Source organism: Aquitalea sp. FG25 (genome assembly GCF_057809375.1).
Genome location: NZ_JBMDJV010000029.1, coordinates 43,237 through 59,446, shown reverse-complemented (window position 1 = coordinate 59,446; position 16,210 = coordinate 43,237). Strand labels below are relative to the sequence as shown.

Annotated in this window: 12 protein-coding genes and 1 pseudogene; 7 read left to right on the top strand and 6 right to left on the bottom strand. The window is 51.3% G+C overall.

Features of this window, described 5'->3' with window-relative positions; genetic code table 11:
• Nucleotides 1-250 (top strand): hypothetical protein (locus ACODR9_RS20900; protein ID WP_488811972.1); only part of this gene is annotated, 250 nt, incomplete at its 5' end.
• A gap of 111 nt (nucleotides 251-361) precedes the next feature.
• Here ACODR9_RS20900 and ACODR9_RS20895 read toward each other — a convergent pair.
• Both ACODR9_RS20895 and ACODR9_RS20890 read right to left on the bottom strand, forming a co-directional pair.
• Nucleotides 362-1,477, bottom strand: a complete 1,116-nt coding sequence (locus ACODR9_RS20895; protein ID WP_488811970.1) for an LD-carboxypeptidase — start codon at nucleotides 1,475-1,477, stop codon at nucleotides 362-364.
• Nucleotides 1,478-1,501: 24 nt separating this feature from the next.
• Nucleotides 1,502-3,661 carry an HDOD domain-containing protein gene (locus ACODR9_RS20890; protein WP_488811968.1) on the bottom strand — a complete coding sequence of 720 codons (2,160 nt, stop codon included), beginning with the start codon at nucleotides 3,659-3,661 and terminating at the stop codon, nucleotides 1,502-1,504.
• 222 nt (nucleotides 3,662-3,883) lie between these two features.
• Here ACODR9_RS20890 and cysD point away from each other — a divergent pair.
• The 5 genes and pseudogenes from cysD to ACODR9_RS20865 form a co-directional block, all read left to right on the top strand.
• Nucleotides 3,884-4,810 (top strand): annotated as a pseudogene (gene cysD, locus ACODR9_RS20885) (sulfate adenylyltransferase subunit CysD); the annotation flags it as partial.
• A 78-nt stretch (nucleotides 4,811-4,888) separates the two neighbouring features.
• On the top strand, nucleotides 4,889-6,319 hold the full coding sequence (cysN, locus tag ACODR9_RS20880; protein ID WP_488811966.1) for a sulfate adenylyltransferase subunit CysN: 1,431 nt from the start codon (nucleotides 4,889-4,891) through the stop codon (nucleotides 6,317-6,319).
• Nucleotides 6,320-6,472: 153 nt separating this feature from the next.
• Complete coding sequence (locus ACODR9_RS20875) at nucleotides 6,473-7,807, top strand: tyrosine-type recombinase/integrase (protein WP_488811964.1); 1,335 nt, start codon at nucleotides 6,473-6,475, stop codon at nucleotides 7,805-7,807.
• Between the two features lie 191 nt (nucleotides 7,808-7,998).
• On the top strand, nucleotides 7,999-9,066 hold the full coding sequence (locus ACODR9_RS20870; protein ID WP_488811962.1) for a site-specific integrase: 1,068 nt from the start codon (nucleotides 7,999-8,001) through the stop codon (nucleotides 9,064-9,066).
• Nucleotides 9,067-9,166: 100 nt separating this feature from the next.
• The gene (locus ACODR9_RS20865) at nucleotides 9,167-10,024 is read left to right on the top strand and encodes an HNH endonuclease signature motif containing protein (RefSeq protein ID WP_488811960.1); all 858 of its coding nucleotides are present in this window, start codon (nucleotides 9,167-9,169) and stop codon (nucleotides 10,022-10,024) included.
• 204 nt (nucleotides 10,025-10,228) lie between these two features.
• Here the strand turns inward: ACODR9_RS20865 and ACODR9_RS20860 are convergent, their stop codons facing one another.
• Together ACODR9_RS20860 and ACODR9_RS20855 are read right to left on the bottom strand one after the other, a co-directional pair.
• Nucleotides 10,229-12,328 (bottom strand): AAA family ATPase, encoded by a 2,100-nt coding sequence (locus ACODR9_RS20860; protein WP_488811959.1) that lies wholly within the window; start codon nucleotides 12,326-12,328, stop codon nucleotides 10,229-10,231.
• 365 nt (nucleotides 12,329-12,693) lie between these two features.
• Nucleotides 12,694-13,092 carry a very short patch repair endonuclease gene (locus ACODR9_RS20855; protein WP_488811957.1) on the bottom strand — a complete coding sequence of 133 codons (399 nt, stop codon included), beginning with the start codon at nucleotides 13,090-13,092 and terminating at the stop codon, nucleotides 12,694-12,696.
• Nucleotides 13,093-13,140: 48 nt separating this feature from the next.
• On the opposite strand from ACODR9_RS20855, the gene ACODR9_RS20850 reads away from it, so the two are divergent.
• Entirely contained in the window at nucleotides 13,141-14,172 is a 1,032-nt protein-coding gene (locus ACODR9_RS20850; RefSeq protein ID WP_488811956.1) for a NotI family restriction endonuclease, read from the top strand.
• Nucleotide 14,173: 1 nt separating this feature from the next.
• Here the strand turns inward: ACODR9_RS20850 and ACODR9_RS20845 are convergent, their stop codons facing one another.
• Both ACODR9_RS20845 and ACODR9_RS20840 read right to left on the bottom strand, forming a co-directional pair.
• Entirely contained in the window at nucleotides 14,174-15,520 is a 1,347-nt protein-coding gene (locus tag ACODR9_RS20845) for a DNA cytosine methyltransferase (RefSeq protein ID WP_488811954.1), read from the bottom strand.
• Nucleotides 15,521-15,596: 76 nt separating this feature from the next.
• A complete protein-coding gene (locus ACODR9_RS20840) occupies nucleotides 15,597-16,175 on the bottom strand; it encodes a recombinase family protein (RefSeq protein ID WP_488811953.1) in 579 nt (192 codons plus the stop codon).
• Between the last annotated feature and the right edge of the window lie 35 nt (nucleotides 16,176-16,210).

Sequence of the window (16,210 nt, the reverse complement as noted above, 5' to 3'; positions counted from 1 at the left end):
GTACGCTTTCCAGTTGGCGGTAGTGATTGATGCGCGTGGTGTGTCGCAGGATGTGAATTTTCTTGGCGATGATTTGGTGATGGCCTATCCAAAGTATTCCGTTGATTTTCTGGTACAGCAAGGACGTATCAGCATGCTGCAGCAGCCATCTTTTTTGCAGTTGTCGCGTGCGCAGCCGGCATTATTCTACCGGGCAGGAGTGCAGTGGTCGCGCTGCACTCCTGCTGAATGGTTTAGCTTGGCACGCTAGTTGGCTTGCGCTGGGCAGTGGCAAGTCGTTCCAGCCTACCGCATGGCCTGCGTCATTTTTAATGCGCTGGACGCAAGCTGGGTAATAGGCAAGGCCAGTTTGGGTTCAGTGCTATTCTTCTGTCATTAGCAAGTGTTCAAGTGCCAAATCCGTCGCAGGCTGCACCGGGTAATGACTGAACGTGAGCGTGAGGCCGGTTTCATCGGCAGTGAAGCGGGCTGGATAACCCAGTGGCAATGTGGTTTTGTCGTGGATGTGTCCGAAGGGGATGCCGGTGAAAATGGGGATGTTTAGCTGGCTGCGTATTTGTGCAATTACGGTATCCAGTGTGTAGCCTGCGTCGTAGACGTCTACGATGCGGCCCATGGCGAAATTACCCAGGAAAATGGCTTTCTGGCGTTGCAGGATGCCGGCCAGGTAGAGTTGCTGCAGCATGCGTTCCAGGCGGTAGGGCTGTTCTCCTACGTCCTCCAGAAACAGCAGGCCGCCGTGAATGTCTGGCAGGAAAGGACTACCAACCAGACTGGACATGACGCTCAGATTGCCACCCCAGAATATGCCTTCACCTGTTGCGGTACTGGCTTGCGGGGTGGGGGTGGAGACGGTCCAGTTTTCTGTTGTGGTTGCCTGAATGAAATGCTGCATGGTCAGCGGGCTGAGTTTGCGGCCACCAAAGTCGCTGTACAGCATGGGGCCGGCAAAGCTGCCAATGCCGCCCTTGGCCAGCAGGGCAAGCTGGATGGCGGTAAAGTCGCTATAGCCCATGATCTGGGTGCCGGCTTCCTTGAGCAGGGGGCATAACCGAGCGTAGTCAATGTCTGCCAGCAGGCGGCATGCGCCATAGCCGCCACGTCCTGCCAGCAGCATGCGCGGCATGTCCTGGCGCTGCGTCAGCTGGTTGAGATCCTGCAGCCTTTCCTGATCGGTGCCGGCAAACCGCTGGTACTGCCGATCGATTGCACTACGGTTGCTGATGCGGAATCCTGCTTGTTGCAATCGCTCTACGCCGTGCTGGCGTTGCAGGGCATTGGGCAGTGTTCCAGAGCAGGCGAGCAGCGCAATTTCGTTGTTTTGCAGTGGCATGGTGGCAGGTGCAGATTTGGTGATGGCAGGTTGATGTGACGCTGTGCCGCAGGCTTGCAGCAACCCGGCACCGGCAGCGGCGAGTCCGTGTTGCAGCAGTTTTCTGCGGGTCAGCAATGTTGCTTGCAAGGTTGGTGGTGGCAAGTGGCTTCTTTGGGTATGCCGGAATCAGTTCTGTTTCTGGCGGATGGCCAGCAAAGCCTGATTGCGCAGCGTCTTGAGCAAATTGAGTTCGTCAGGGCGCAAAGGCAGGCTGTGGGCCTGCTTTTTGTCACCATACAGAAAGCCTATTTTCCTCTTTTCCAGTACCAGCGGAAAGATGATAAACGTTTGGGCAAGGTCTAGTTGTCGATACCAGCGTGGAATATGACTGCTGATGGCCGGTGCGCTGGCGTCTTCGATAAAAATATCGACGTTGCGTTCCATGGCAATGCAGAAGGCATTGTCCTGCTGCTGCAGGTCAACCGTGAATTGCGGCAGCAGCGCAGCAGTGTCTTCGCCAAAGCCGAAGCGCGCATGCAGGATGTTCTGCCGTGGGTCTTTGGTACACAGCAATACATGATCAAAACCGACGGCACGGTACATGATTTCCAGAATCATGCGCAGCAGGTCGTTAAGCTGGTAATTGCCCAGCAAGGTGGTGGTGATGTCCTGGATGCCGCTGGAAAGCAGTGATGTCGTTGCTGGCGTGGTATGGACGTAGCTTGCTTCCAATTCGGCAGCGGGTGCGGGATGTTGGCCATCCGGGTGTGGGCCAAGCGCTGCGGTTTTGAGGTGCTGAGCATTGCCTTGCAGTGTGGCTTCGCCACTCCATTCATGCAGATAGTTGGCAAATTCGGTTTGTGTCTCTGTAATGACCTCATGCAAGGTGTTGGCTTCCAGCGCACAGGCGCGCTCATAGCGCACTAATAAGGGCGGTACTTTGCCTGCCTGCATACCGGATGGGCCTGTCAGCAAGTGGGTTAGTTCGTTGGCCAGATTGCCCAGCATGCGCAGGCGGGCTGCGCTGTGTTGTGGTTGGCGCACCGGGCCTGGCTGATAGGGTTCCAGGCTGCTGACAATACGTTCCGGGAAGCTCCACATGTCGGCGGTGCTGGCGCCGAGTGTGGCATAGGAAAGCCCGAGCGTATGTTGAACCGCTTGGACGGCGCTGCTGCCAGCGCTGATTTTCTTGTGAATCAGCCGATATTCATTGCGGAAATAGTAGACGCACAGCAGCTCCCCCAGTTGCTGAAACATGCCGCAAATCAGTGCTTCTTCTGCTTCCGGCATGCGGCTGCGGCGTGCAAGGTTGCGGGCAAGCAATCCGCAAAATAGCGCCTTGGTGGCAACGTCCCGTACTTCCTGGGCATGGCTGCGGTTATGCATGTGTTCGAACAGCAGCAGCGTCAAGGCCAGGTTGCGAATGGTATCGAAGCCCAGAATCACAATGGCGCGCGACACCGTGCTGACGGAGCCGCCAAACTGGCTGAAGTTGGCGGCATTCACCACTTTGAGCAGCTTGTTGGTGAGCGAGAAGTCCTTGAGGATGATTTCAGCTAGTACTTGCAGGCGTTCACTGTCGGCATTGCCGATGTGATTGATGGCGCTGATGGCTTGAGACAGTGCGGGAAAGTCCGGGCTGTGTCGCATGCGCTGCAGTAACTGCGCCAGGGCTGCCTGCTGATTGCCTTCGGTACGGATGAAGCGCTGCTGGCGTACCAGCCAGTCTTGCAGCTGGGCAAGGCTGGTACGGGTAATGGCAATGGCTGGGCCGGCGCAGTCCAGCAAGGTTTGGCATAGTTGCAGTAATTCCGTGTCCAGATCCGGGCGCAGTTTCTGCAGGGCAAGGCTGCTGTAGGGGCGTCCGCCTAATAGTTGGTATAGCAGCTGGCCCGCCTGCTGCACGTTGCGGCGCTGCTGTTCGCTATCGTGGGCAATGGCGGCATGCTGCCCCAGCAGGCTGATTTGCCCGTGGGGGTCGACCAGGGTGTGTTCTGCATCCAAGTGGGGTAGTGCCAGCTGCTGTAATTGCAGGTGTAGCAAGGCTTCCATGATGTCGCAGGCCATGCCGGCTGCTTCCTGCACATCCGGCTTGGTCGGCAACGTCTCGGCCAGCATTTTGCTGTCACCAGTGGGGTAGCAGGTATATGGTTGGCCGTTCAGTAGGGTATCGCCGGTTGGCGAGGCAAGTAGGCCGTGGCGGGGTGCGATGCGGCTGGGTTCCCCAGGCATGGGCATCAGCAGGTATGGCTGACCGTCAGCGCTGGCCAGCAGCAACTGGCTGCCATCACTGCAATGGATATGACGTATTGGCTGGTATTCCGCATTATCGTTGTCGCGGTTCATGATGTTCTCTCCCTGCCTGTCACTATATGGCTTATTTCGCGGCGTGGCATTGCTGATTCGCGCTTGCGTTATTGCTCTTTGGACTGAATTTTCACTTGGATAGTGCATATTGATATATCCAACTGGTTTTGGAAAAATGCAGCCCTTCCGGTAAATTGAGCGACTAGCAAACCATCATGCTGTGCTCATTTTGGAACACAGGCAGCCCAGGAACAGGCGGGAACCATGAATATCAGTCAACAAAAGCTGACTCACCTCAAGCAGCTGGAAGCCGAGTCGATTCACATCATTCGCGAAGTGGCCGCAGAATTTGAAAATCCGGTCATGCTGTACAGTATCGGCAAAGACTCTGCCGTCATGCTGCATCTGGCGCGCAAGGCCTTTGCGCCGGGCAAGCCTCCGTTCCCGCTGATGCATGTAGACACCACCTGGAAGTTCAAGGATATGTACGCCCTGCGCGACAAGCAGGCCGCCGAAGGCTGGGACCTGATCGTGCATGTCAACGAAGAGGGCGTGAAGGCTAACGTCAACCCGTTTACCGTGGGCAGCGCCAAGCATACCGACGTGATGAAGACCGAAGGTCTGAAGCAGGCATTGAACAAATACGGTTTCGATGCGGCTTTTGGCGGTGCGCGCCGTGACGAGGAAAAGTCCCGTGCCAAGGAGCGCGTGTACTCCTTCCGCGACAAGAACCATCGCTGGGACCCGAAAAACCAGCGTCCGGAACTCTGGAACATCTACAACAGCAAGATCGACAAGGGCGAGAGTATTCGCGTGTTCCCGCTGTCCAACTGGACCGAGCTGGATATCTGGCAATACATCTATCTGGAAAACATCGACATCGTACCGCTGTACTTTGCTGCCGAGCGCGAAGTGGTCAACCTCAATGGCACGCTGGTGATGATTGATGACGACCGCATCCTGCAATACCTGACGCCGGAACAAAAAGCCAGCATTACCAAGAAACAGGTACGTTTCCGCACGCTGGGCTGTTACCCGCTAACCGGCGCGGTGGAATCCACCGCCGCCACGCTGCCGGAGGTGATTCAGGAAATGCTGCTGACCACCACCAGCGAGCGTCAGGGCCGTTTGATCGATCATGATCAGGCCGGGTCGATGGAGAAAAAGAAGATGGAAGGCTATTTCTAAGCCCGGCTTCATCCTGTCACCATTGTGAAGAATTGATGTCCATCGCCCTGGCGGTGGGCTACAGCGGAAAGAACGATCATGTCTCACCAGTCCGAGCTGATTGCCAGCGATATCCTGGAATACCTCAAGCAGCATGAAAACAAGGACATGCTGCGCTTTATCACCTGCGGCAATGTCGATGACGGCAAATCCACGCTGATTGGCCGCCTGCTGCATGACTCCAAGCTGATTTTCGAAGACCAGCTGGCCGCCATCGAGCGCGACTCGAAAAAGTACAACACCACCGACCAGGAAATCGACCTGGCCTTGCTGGTGGATGGTTTGCAGGCCGAGCGCGAGCAGGGCATCACCATCGACGTGGCCTACCGCTACTTCAGCACCGAGAAGCGCAAATTCATCATTGCCGACTGCCCCGGCCACGAGCAGTACACCCGTAACATGGCGACTGGCGCTTCTACCTGCAATCTGGCGGTGATTTTGATCGACGCGCGCCGTGGCGTGCAGACTCAGACCCGGCGCCACAGCTATATCGTCAGTCTGCTGGGCATCAAGCACGTGATTGTGGCCATCAACAAGATGGACCTGGTGGAGCACAGCCAGGACGTGTACGAGCGCATCCGTGAAGAATACCTGGCCTTCTCCGAGCACCTGACCATTCCGGATATCCGCTTTGTGCCGATCTCCGCCCTGCGTGGCGACAATGTGGTGACGCGCAGCGAAAACATGGGCTGGTATCAGGGCGCCACCCTGATGGAACTGCTGGAGAGCGTGCAAGTCAGCCACGACGTGGCACTGGAAGCCTTCCGCCTGCCGGTACAGTACGTCAACCGCCCGAACCTGGATTTCCGTGGCTTCTGTGGCACCGTGGTGGCTGGTGAAGTGAAGCCTGGCGACGCCATTGTGGCCTTGCCCTCCGGCAAGCGCAGCAAGGTGAAGGAAGTGGTTACTTTCGAGGGCAATCAGCCGTCAGCCTTTGTTGGCCAGGCCATTACCCTGACATTGGAAGATGAAATCGACATTTCCCGTGGCGACATGATTGTGCGTGCCGGCGAGCAGCTGCCTAGTGTGGCGCAGGCCTTTGATGCACATGTAGTGTGGATGGCCGAGGCCCCGCTGACGGTGGGCAAGGAATATGGCTTCAAGCTGGCTGGCAAGGTTGTGACGGGCCGGGTGGCAGCCATCGAGCATCGCATTGATGTCAATTCGCTGCAGCAATTTGATGCCCCGCAACTGGCGTTGAATGAAATTGCCCTGTGCCGCGTGGAGCTTAACGCCCCGGTGGTGTTTGATGCCTATGCCCAGTGCCGTGGCACCGGCAGCTTCATCATCATCGACCGCCTGTCCAATGCCACTGCCGCTGCGGGCATGGTAACGGCTGCTGCTGAGTCCAGTGCAGAGCCGGTGAGCGATGAGCTGGCCCGTCTGCGTGCGTTCGAGCTGGAGTTCAACCAACTGGTGCGCAAGCACTTCCCGCACTGGGAGGCGAAGGACATTTCAAAGCTGTTTTAAGTCGTCCAAAACCTCTTAGATAATCTTTTTTTATAGAGATATCCAAGAATTAACGTCCAAGGTGGTGCACTGGAAACCAGCTACATCCACAGCAAAACGTACCCCCGTACGTACCCCCGTGATATCTTAGGGGGAACGTAGGGGGGTTTCTTTATGGCAGCGGATAAAGGCATTGGTATGGCATTGCTGAAGGATATTCAGTGCCGTACTGCACAAGTGGAAGCAGGTAAGTCTGAGTCTGACTTTCGAGATGGGGGTGGCTTGTGGCTAGTAGTCAGTGCTGAACGGAAGCGCTGGCGGTATCTCGGCAGCCTGTATGGAAAGAGGATCAAAATCTGGCTAGGGGACTACCCTCAGCTCAGCCTTAAAGAGGCGCGGCAGGCAGCCGATGATTGCCGTGAGAGCATCCGGCAGGGCAAAGACCCGGCAATTGAGCGGAAGTTGTGCAAAGAGGCGGGTAAGCTCGCCCATGAGTCAACTTTTGAAGTGGTGGCAATGGAGTGGTTGGATGAGCACTGTCGGGTAAAAAATATTAAGCCGGTCACCCGCGCTCGTATTGCCAGCCAGATACGTAAGCACATCTTTCCCTACATTGGCCGGTTGCCGGTGGGTACTTTGAATGAGGCGCTATTAAGAAAGCCGGTGGACCTACTCAGCAAGCAAGGCCATCAGCAAACTGCGGCACGCGTACTGCAGCATATTAGCGGTGTGATGAAACATGCTAAGCGTACAAGCCGGATTCAGTATGATCCAGTATCAAGCCTGACTGGCCGCAACGGTATCTTGCCAGTAATTGTTAGCACTCCAAAAGCAGCCCTCCCTCTTGAGAGTGTTCCGCAGTTGCTTCAAAAGTTACGGTCAGTTGATTGTCTGCTGGTCATCAAGCTCTTTCTTCGGTTTGCATTGCTGACAGGTGCTAGGTCTTCCGAAATTCGTTTCGCTCGTTGGGCGGAGTTCAATTTGGAGGAGGGTGTGTGGACTATTCCTCCAGAACGTCAGCCTGTGGACGGGGTGGCTTATAGCTACCGAGGGGAAAAGATGGGCCGCCCGCGTATGATATTCTTGAGTCGCCAGGCTTTGGATGTAATGCAGCAAGTCAAAGCTCTTAATGAGTATGCCATCTTTGTTTTTGCCGGAGGGCGAGTGGGAAGTCCTGTGTCTAATACAGGCATTAACAACGCTATCCGAGCCATGGGCTACAGTACGAGTACAGACCAGTGTTTGCATGGTTTCCGAACTACTATGACCTCTGCACTGAATGAAGCGATGCGTTTTCACCGCGATGCTATTGAGTTGCACATTGGTCATGCTGCAAAAGGCGATAAGGGAGACTTGGCTCCATCTGCAAAAGCCATCCGAGATCTGTACAATCGCAATGCACGTTATCTAAAACACCGTCAGGAGATGATGCAATGGTACAGTGACTGGCTGGACGAGATGGGTGAGCGCAAGATATTTATTGAGCCGGCTGACTTCAATCTGATCTAGCCTTGGCTGTCGTGGTGTAGTTGTGTTTTTTTGACTTCGCATTCGTAATGCGAAGGTCGGGGGTTCGACTCCTCTTACCGGCACCATATAAATCAAAGGGTTGCGATAATTCGCAGCCCTTTTTCTTTTCAGATGTCGATTTATTGTCCAAAATCTGTCCAAGTTGGCTTCAACTAGGGAGTGAGTGGCAAATGGCATCATTCAGGAAGCGCGGCGAGCTGCAATGGCAAGCCCGTATCTCGCGCAAGAATTTCCCTGCGCAAGTCAAAACGTTCAACACCCGAGCGGACGCAGAGGCATGGGCACGTCAGATCGAATCAGAGATGGATCGGGGCGTGTTCGTGAGCCGAGTCGAAGCTGAGACGACAACATTGGCAGAAGCCCTCAACCGGTATCTAAGCGAGGTTGTAGTAGCCAAAAAGGGAGCAATTCAAGAGAGTTCCCTAATTCGTATGTGGCAAAGCACGGAGTTAGCTCCTCGGCCGATGGCTTCAATTCGCAGCACCGACATAGCCAAGCTTCGTGATGAGTGGTTGAAGGATTACAAGCCAGCAACGGTTCTTCGCCGTTTTGCGGTGCTTTCGCACGTGTTTAACCTCGCTCGCAAGGAGTGGGGCATGCTTAGCCTAACGAATCCGGTAGAGCTGGTGCGGAAGCCACAGCCAAGCAATGGCAGAGTACGCCGGGTTGCTACTGAAGATATCGCCTTGGGTAGAGCTACCGGCGACGGAGAACTCGAACGGATTATTGCCGCCAGCGAGTCTGAGGTGCTGCCCTCGATAATCTGGCTGGCCGTAGAAACTGCAATGAGGCGCGGTGAGATAACTAGTCTTCGTTGGGAGCATATCGACTTGAAGCGGAGGGTTGCACATTTGCCTGACACCAAGAATGGTACCTCACGCGATGTCCCCCTTTCGTCCAAGGCTGTTGTGGTGCTACAGGAGTTGCAGCAGGCTACACATGCTCTTGAGGGGAAGGTTTTCGATGTGCGCAGCGATGCGGTTACTAGAGCATTTGAACGGGCCTTGGCACGAGCAAGGCAAGTATATGAGCGTGAATGCCTTGAGGCTGGCAAAGCTCCTGATGGGAAGTACCTAGTTGATATGCACTTCCATGACTTGAGGCATGAGGCTACTTCACGTCTAGCAGTAATCTTTCCAATGCACGAGCTTACGAAGATTACGGGCCACAAAGACCCTCGAATGCTTTTGCGGTATTACCACCCGCGAGCAGAGGATTTAGCAAAACGCCTTGCTTAGTAATGTATTTTCTTATTCAAAAATTCACTACTTTCGCACGTGCAATTCATTAAATACGCATAATTAACCCAATTAATTATTGCTTTTTATAATTTTCAATATGACTGAAAAAAACTATGAAGCTGCTCGCCCTGCTATTCCTGCAGAATTGCGAAGGGCTGTTGCCGTTGAATCCGGGCATTCGTGCGCAATCAAGGGGTGTCAAGAGCACACTTATCTTGAGATTCATCATATCGATGAGAACAGAGAAAATAATACACTTTCCAATCTCATTCTTCTTTGTGACAAACATCATAAAATGGCCCATGCCAATGTAATTGACAGGAAAGCTCTCAAAGAATACAAAAACTTACTTAATGATTCGTATAATAAAACCATCATTCAGCGTTTTGATCAACTAGAAGAATTAATTAAAGGATCTAAAACTAGTCAGCCAATGCCAGTTCTCGTTGAGGATCAACCGGCAGATCAAGAGACAAAGAAATATTCGGCAGAGAGGCATGACATACTGCAATTTGCACTGATTCATGTGGCAATTTGCCATTATGAAAAAATACATAAGCAATTTTTTGAACACCAAGTTCAGTTTTTCCGGAATAACGAAAGCCTCTTACTTGACGCCTTGCGCCAAGATGATGCGCTGGATGCAGATATTATCATTGACGTGTACTATTTTAGAAAATCATACCAAGATGCGCCTGCATATGGGTCATGGCTTGATAAGAAGATTGAGCTGTATGAGTTATTAACTGGCAGGCAAGCCAAAGGAATTCTGTTAGCAGTGGTTGGCAAAGAAAATATGAAAGGTGATAATGGATTGCCACTAACAGCTGCAGGGATTAAAGATTGTAAACATGAAATACAACTAGAGATTTATTCATGTGAAGAAGTCGGGTTTCATCCGGGGGCTGTAAGCGCTGCCACATATGCAAGAAATGTCAAGAAAGTTGATCTCTGAAAACGAATAGCATTCAATAGCGAGTGCAGCTGCATAATAAAATATCTTTAGCTTGAATCTGTAAAAACAAGTCATCTAGAACCTGCACTGCTTTACAAGTGATAGTGTCAATGTAGCCTCTAGTGGTGTGTGGAAAACAAAAGGCCTGCATAAATGCTGGCCTTTTGTTTGACGTGCTTTGCGTATTGTTAAACTTTCAATCACTCAGTGCATTGGCATTGCTTCGTTACACGCATGAATAATGTACTCTGGCACATTATCAAATTTATGAGGATTGAGTTGCATAACATATTCATTCTCAATGTGAAATGATTCATTCACAAATTTTTGAAGTACGCTGCTTTCTTCCCCATTATCTGGCATATGTACTTCTTTAAAAATACGGAAGAGTTGGAGTTTGTCGTATCCAGCAGTCGCGCTTTGGAAACGACGTTTCATTTCTGATTTGTTTTTAATTATTGCCAATGTTGCGATGTAATTGAAATCTGGAATCCATTCTTTGATTCCATCTTCTGCCACTTTAATATCTTGAGCACTCATTTCAACACCATTTCTTAAAATCGGAATGTCTCTCGCATGCAGCAGGTTTGCCAGGTAATTGTATTCTTCACCTAAATCATTGACGATTTCAAAATGTCTTCTTAAATATATGCACTTAATGACCTCATCCAGAAGATCTCGAATGTTCGTTTCACATATTTGAGCAAAGGTCTGAATGTCGTTTTCTGTGATCGCAACTTCGGAGACAATTCCAGCCTTTGAGGCAAGGAAATATGCAGTCGGCTTAGGGTGTTGAAACAGTCTTTTTACACTTCGAATAACGTCAATGGCAGGCTCAATATCATGAGTAAGCAAAAGTACAGTTGTGCCACGAAGACAAGCCTTGCCACGAAATAGCTCATTCAGTATTGCGAATTTCTTAGTCTTGTCGAAACTAGAGACGGGATCATCTAAAACTGCTAGATCAGGTTTTTCTCTGAGTACTTGATGCATAAAGAGAACAAGGGCAAACGCATTTTTTTCTCCATAGCTCAAATGCTGAGAGGCTAACTCAATATGTTCACCATAGTCTTGGTGGATTAATTTCATTTTGTATGAGTTTGCTTCTGATTTTATTGCGACACTATATTTATAGCCGGCTGAATTAAGAAAATTATTTATTCCATCTTGATTGTCTATAATTGATTTTTCTATATGTTTCTTGTGCCTATTTATTTTCCCTTTTAGTTCTCCAATTCGCTCTCCAAGCTCGCGGAGCTTTTCATTTATTGGATTTACAATAGAATTAGTATTTTCTGAATTAAGCTTTCCAAGAAGACTTAAGTTTATAGATAGTTTACCAATTTCTTCCTCAATTTTTTCAACGTCACGTAGTGCAAAGAATGATATTGCCTGCAATCCTTCGAGTTTTTCTATTAATGTTTCAATATCGCCGCGTAGGGCACTCAAGAAGTTTGTCTCCTCCGCTGTAAGCTCAATCTTTGATTTTGTAATCTTCTCAAGTTGGCCTCGGCAGCTTTCCTCGAAATATTGTCCAAGCCGACTGATAATGCCCTGCAGTATATTTAAATGCTCTATTGACTTTGAGTCATATTCTTGAGCAACTAATTTTGCTGTTTCTTTTTTGTTTGATTCTTGAAGATCACTGGAGCAGTATGGGCAATTGTGCGAAAGTTCTAGAAATGCATTTCCATTTTTTTGCCACGCAATCCAAGTTGCTGGTTGATCGCTACGGATAAATGCCTCGTATTGTTTAAGTTGCTCAGGAATGTTTTCAATTTTATTTCCGGTGCCAAATGCCTTATACCCTTTGCTAGATTTTGATAGTGCTCCGGCTTTCGTCACTCCGAATGCATCTCGTAATTCTTTTAAGTCAGATATCGCTTTTCTTAGATCTTCATTGTTATTGAATGTTGACTTAATGCCAGAAAAAAGCACTTCAATCTCTTCCATCGCAGAGTCAAATGCTTCGGTTTTAATAAAAATTTCATAACTATTTTTTAATACTTCATCTCGCTGAAAAACGAATTGAGAAACATAAGAATCATCGAAGACGATCACTGACTTTATATCATCAATGCCTGTTACGGATGGTTCATTTTCGCCTTCATTTTTTCTATACTTGAAAGGCTTTAGGTTTTGAAGGGATCCATCATTTCTTACTGCAGCATAAATTGATTTTGCAATAGAGCTTTTTCCAAGGCCATTTGGGCCATATTTAATATTTAGTGTTCCTTTGGCAATATGAATTTCTGCATGTTCAATACTGTTGCAGTTCTCAATTGTGATTTTATGTGCATTCATGGCGTCCTCATTCCAACTGGATGTAGTGAAGTTGCAAATATTTAAGATTAGCTAAAAGGCCAGTCTTCAAATGGTAGTGACTCATGCATGATATACCGATGGCATTAATTTTGCATTGACACTAATGAGAACGCCATTGGATGTCTAAAAGTGGCGGTGAAGATGCCAAGCTGACTTGGTAAGCTCAGAACACCCAGCGTCCGCCTGCTGGCGAACTCGGGAGTCGGCACAGCTGCTGCCGTGCTCGCCTGCAATCATTCAAAGTCTCCCTAAGAAACTGAAATCAAGCACAAGGGAGCAGAACTTTGAACACATTGTTCCGGGAGTTGCTATACAAGGCACAGGGACTTTGAACACCTGCAAGACTATCCCAACATGAATGCTACAAGCTTCTCAGTTAATGCATTAAGGTCATGTAGTTCACACTCCCAGACGATGAGCACGTCCCAGCCAAGCTCGGTCAGCTCTGCAAGGTTCTTTGCATCGCGCAGCCGGTTCCGTTCGATCTTCGGCAGCCAGTAGTCCTGGTTTGATTTCGGCTCGCGTGAACCGATCTTGCAGTCGTGGCCGTGCCAGAAGCAACCGTGTATCAGAACAGCTTTACGGCGACCGACAAAAACCACATCGGGTCGACCGGGCAAGCCTTTCCGGTGGAGCCTGTAGCCAGGGAACCCGAGTTCGCGCAGTATCCGGCGCACCTCCATTTCAGGACCGGTGTTTTTGCTGCGGATGCGCCGCATATTCTCGCTCCGGGTTATTCCCATTGCATTCCCTCTCGGCCGCCAGTGTCCAATGTGGTAATTTCCGGGGTTATGGCAAAAACTCCAAGAAAACCAAAAGATCTCACTCCACGCTTCGGTATTGGGGAGTGGTACGGTTACAACCTAACGCAGCTATCTTCAGAAGAGCGGCATCAGTTTTCCACCGAATGCCTCAAGTCGAAGAAGCTGCGGGTGCCGCAGCCGTGCCCATTTCAAGCACGCAAGGCGGGAGCAATTTGCTCCAAGGATGGCGGCGTCTGCTCGCTGCGACTCTACTCATACACAGCACACCCGGATAATGGCCGCGCAGTGGGTGTCCCTGTCGAGGGCAAGCAAGGCGATTTCCGCGCTACATGTCCCTATCGCTTCCATGAAGCACTGGACGTGTTCAAGTGGGTTGGTGAAACCATTCTAAATGACCCCGATCCGCTACTGGTGGGAGAGGTCGGCTTCCTCGAAGCCGGTGCCACCACGGACAACGAAGGTGGTGATGACGTGGGCCGCATCGACATGGTTCTGGTCAGTAGCAAGACTCCAGAGGATGCCCCTATGGCATGGGCAGCGCTTGAAATTCAGGCAGTCTATTTCAGTGGCAACGCCATGAAAGGCGAGTTCGAGGCATTCAACGACGATTCGGTGGATTGGGTTGTTTTCCCGGCAGGCCGTCGTCGCCCAGACTATCGCAGCAGTGGGCCAAAACGACTGATGCCACAGCTTCAAATCAAGGTGCCAACCCTGCGGCGCTGGGGTAAGAAGATGGCTGTTGTCGTGGATCGAGCCTTTTTCGACTCAATTGGCGAGATGGATAATGTGGCTGACATATCCAATGCGGACATTGCGTGGTTCATCGTCCGCTTTGAAGAGGTGGATGGTGGGAAGCAGACTCGCATTGTTCGTGATGAAGTCCGCTACACCACACTAGAACGTTCGGTAGAGGGGTTGACTGGTGGCAAGCCTGTTCCTCTGCCAACCTTCGAGTCACGTATCACAGAGAAAATTGTCCATCCTTTGCCGACCGATGCCGATATGGCAGGCACCGGCCAGCTTAGTTTGGAGCCCAGCGACGACGATACGGGAAGCTGAATCAAACCACCTTCGTGGCACTATCCTCTATGTTTAGTGCCTCGATGCCATGCTCGGCCAAGTGCGAGCGGATTTGCTCGGCAATCGCTTTTGCCATCAACACCGGCACAGCATTACCAACCTGCTCATACTGCGAAACGCGAGAGCCAAGGAACTTATACGTATCCGGGAATGACTGGAAGCGTGCAGCTTCGCGCACGGTCAGTGAGCGATCTTGATCCGGTAGAAACACTGTTCCCCAATGAGGGTCACATTTAGTCAATACTGTGCCAGGCAAACCGTCAGGGTGTAGTCTTCCGTAGCGCTTTGTGTGATCTGAACGGCGAGCACGCTGCATGCCTTTTGGCAGCAGTTCATGCGGAATATCGCGCCATGACCCACCCGGCTTCACATGCTTCATACGCTCGGCGTTTTGCTTCGATAGCTTGGCGGCGAAGTGGTTGAATGTCACCCCAGCCGGGTTGCGCATCATTTCCACGTAGGCGCTGTGCGCGTCAGTGGTGTAGCCAATAACTTCTGAACCTTCACCCATTTCCAAACGCGGTAGATCAGCAATGGCCGCGCTGACAGTCACAGCGGGCAATAGGCGCTCACGTGCGGCGTCTTCAAGCTGGAAGGTCATCGTATTGCCGCCTCGGAAGTTAGCCCGACCAACCGCGTAGTGCGTCGGCTCCGGGTGGGCCACTTCACCCAGCTTGGAACCAAGCAGGATCAAACGCCAACGCTCTTGCGGCACGCCATAGTGAGCGGCAAACAGAATCTTGGCCGTCAGACTGTAGCCCAGTCCGGTGAAGATTTTGATGATCTGGCGGAACACCTTGCCGTCGCCCAGCGATAGCAGGCCCGGGACGTTCTCGAACAAGAACGCCTTGGGCTGGAATTCTTCGACAAACCGCTCGTAGTGCTTGAACAGCTTGTTACGCGGATCGTTCAGGAATCGCTCGGGGGCATTGATCGAAAATCCTTGGCAGGGAGGGCCTCCCACCAGAACATCAAGCTCACCGGGCTGCAAACCAAGACGTTCACGTATTTCAGCAGGATCGACGTCCTCAACCGGTCGGCAGTCAGCAATTGCGGTTGGATGGTTGAGCTTGAAGGTCTCGATAGCCTCGGGCATTACATCATTGCCGTATAGGCTGACATAGCCAGCTTGACGGAAGCCCTCTGTGATGCCGCCTGCGCCGCAGAACAGATCAATGGTACGCAGTGGGGCAAGAGCCTTCTTCCCCTTTCCGTTGGCCCGTTTCGGTGCCGATGGCTTTTTTGTTTTTGCGCTACGAGCGCCAATATCAGCGTCCGTAAGGGTTTCGCTGCGTGCCTCAAGTGTCATACCATACTCACTAGCCATGCTCTACTCCTTAATAGTAGGGTGGTGGTTAGGCAGGCACATCGGTTGCCCCCGTTGTGCTTGCCGCTTTCAATATTCAATGTCCTGCCGGGGAATGAATCCCGTCAAGATGCTTGTAAAGTGTTGTGCGCGATACGCCGTATCGCTTCGCGATGTCGGTAACGGGCACAGTCTTGGAGTCATAGAGCGCCTGAATTTCTTGACGCTGCTGCTCTCCAATCTTTGGCTTTCTCCCGCCAGATCGCCCTCTTGCTCGCGCAGCCGCAAGCCCAGCTTGCGTGCGCTCTCTAATCAAATTTCGTTCAAATTCGGCTAATGCAGCGAAGATGTGAAAGGTCAATGTTCCCGTTGCACTCGCTGTCTCAATACGTTCCGTCAGGCTCTCAAAACCGATGCCTTGCCGGTTGAGATCTCCAACGATTTGCACAAGATCTGGAAGGCTTCTTCCAAGGCGATCTAGACGCCAAACAACGAGAGTGTCTCCTTTGTGCAAATGGCCCAAGCAATCTGCTAGGACGGGCCGATCTGATGTCTTACCGCTAACATTCTCTTGGAATATACGGTTACACCCTGCCTTGGTTAGCGCGTCCCGCTGTATGTCAAGATTCTGATCATCAGTAGAGACCCGGACATACCCGAATCGTCGTGTTTCCATACGTTTTCAGAACATAGAAAAATTTACGGGAAATT

Bases quoted from the DNA above. Each gene is read 5' to 3' on its own strand.
- ACODR9_RS20840 (WP_488811953.1), bottom strand. From the start codon at position 16,175: ATGGAAACACGACGATTCGGGTATGTCCGGGTCTCTACTGATGATCAG.
- ACODR9_RS20845 (WP_488811954.1), bottom strand. From the start codon at position 15,520: ATGGCTAGTGAGTATGGTATGACACTTGAGGCACGCAGCGAAACCCTT.
- ACODR9_RS20850 (WP_488811956.1), top strand. From the start codon at position 13,141: ATGGCAAAAACTCCAAGAAAACCAAAAGATCTCACTCCACGCTTCGGT.
- ACODR9_RS20855 (WP_488811957.1), bottom strand. From the start codon at position 13,092: ATGGGAATAACCCGGAGCGAGAATATGCGGCGCATCCGCAGCAAAAAC.
- ACODR9_RS20890 (WP_488811968.1), bottom strand. From the start codon at position 3,661: ATGAACCGCGACAACGATAATGCGGAATACCAGCCAATACGTCATATC.
- ACODR9_RS20870 (WP_488811962.1), top strand. From the start codon at position 7,999: ATGGCATCATTCAGGAAGCGCGGCGAGCTGCAATGGCAAGCCCGTATC.
- ACODR9_RS20860 (WP_488811959.1), bottom strand. From the start codon at position 12,328: ATGAATGCACATAAAATCACAATTGAGAACTGCAACAGTATTGAACAT.
- ACODR9_RS20865 (WP_488811960.1), top strand. From the start codon at position 9,167: ATGACTGAAAAAAACTATGAAGCTGCTCGCCCTGCTATTCCTGCAGAA.
- ACODR9_RS20875 (WP_488811964.1), top strand. From the start codon at position 6,473: ATGGCAGCGGATAAAGGCATTGGTATGGCATTGCTGAAGGATATTCAG.
- cysN (WP_488811966.1), top strand. From the start codon at position 4,889: ATGTCTCACCAGTCCGAGCTGATTGCCAGCGATATCCTGGAATACCTC.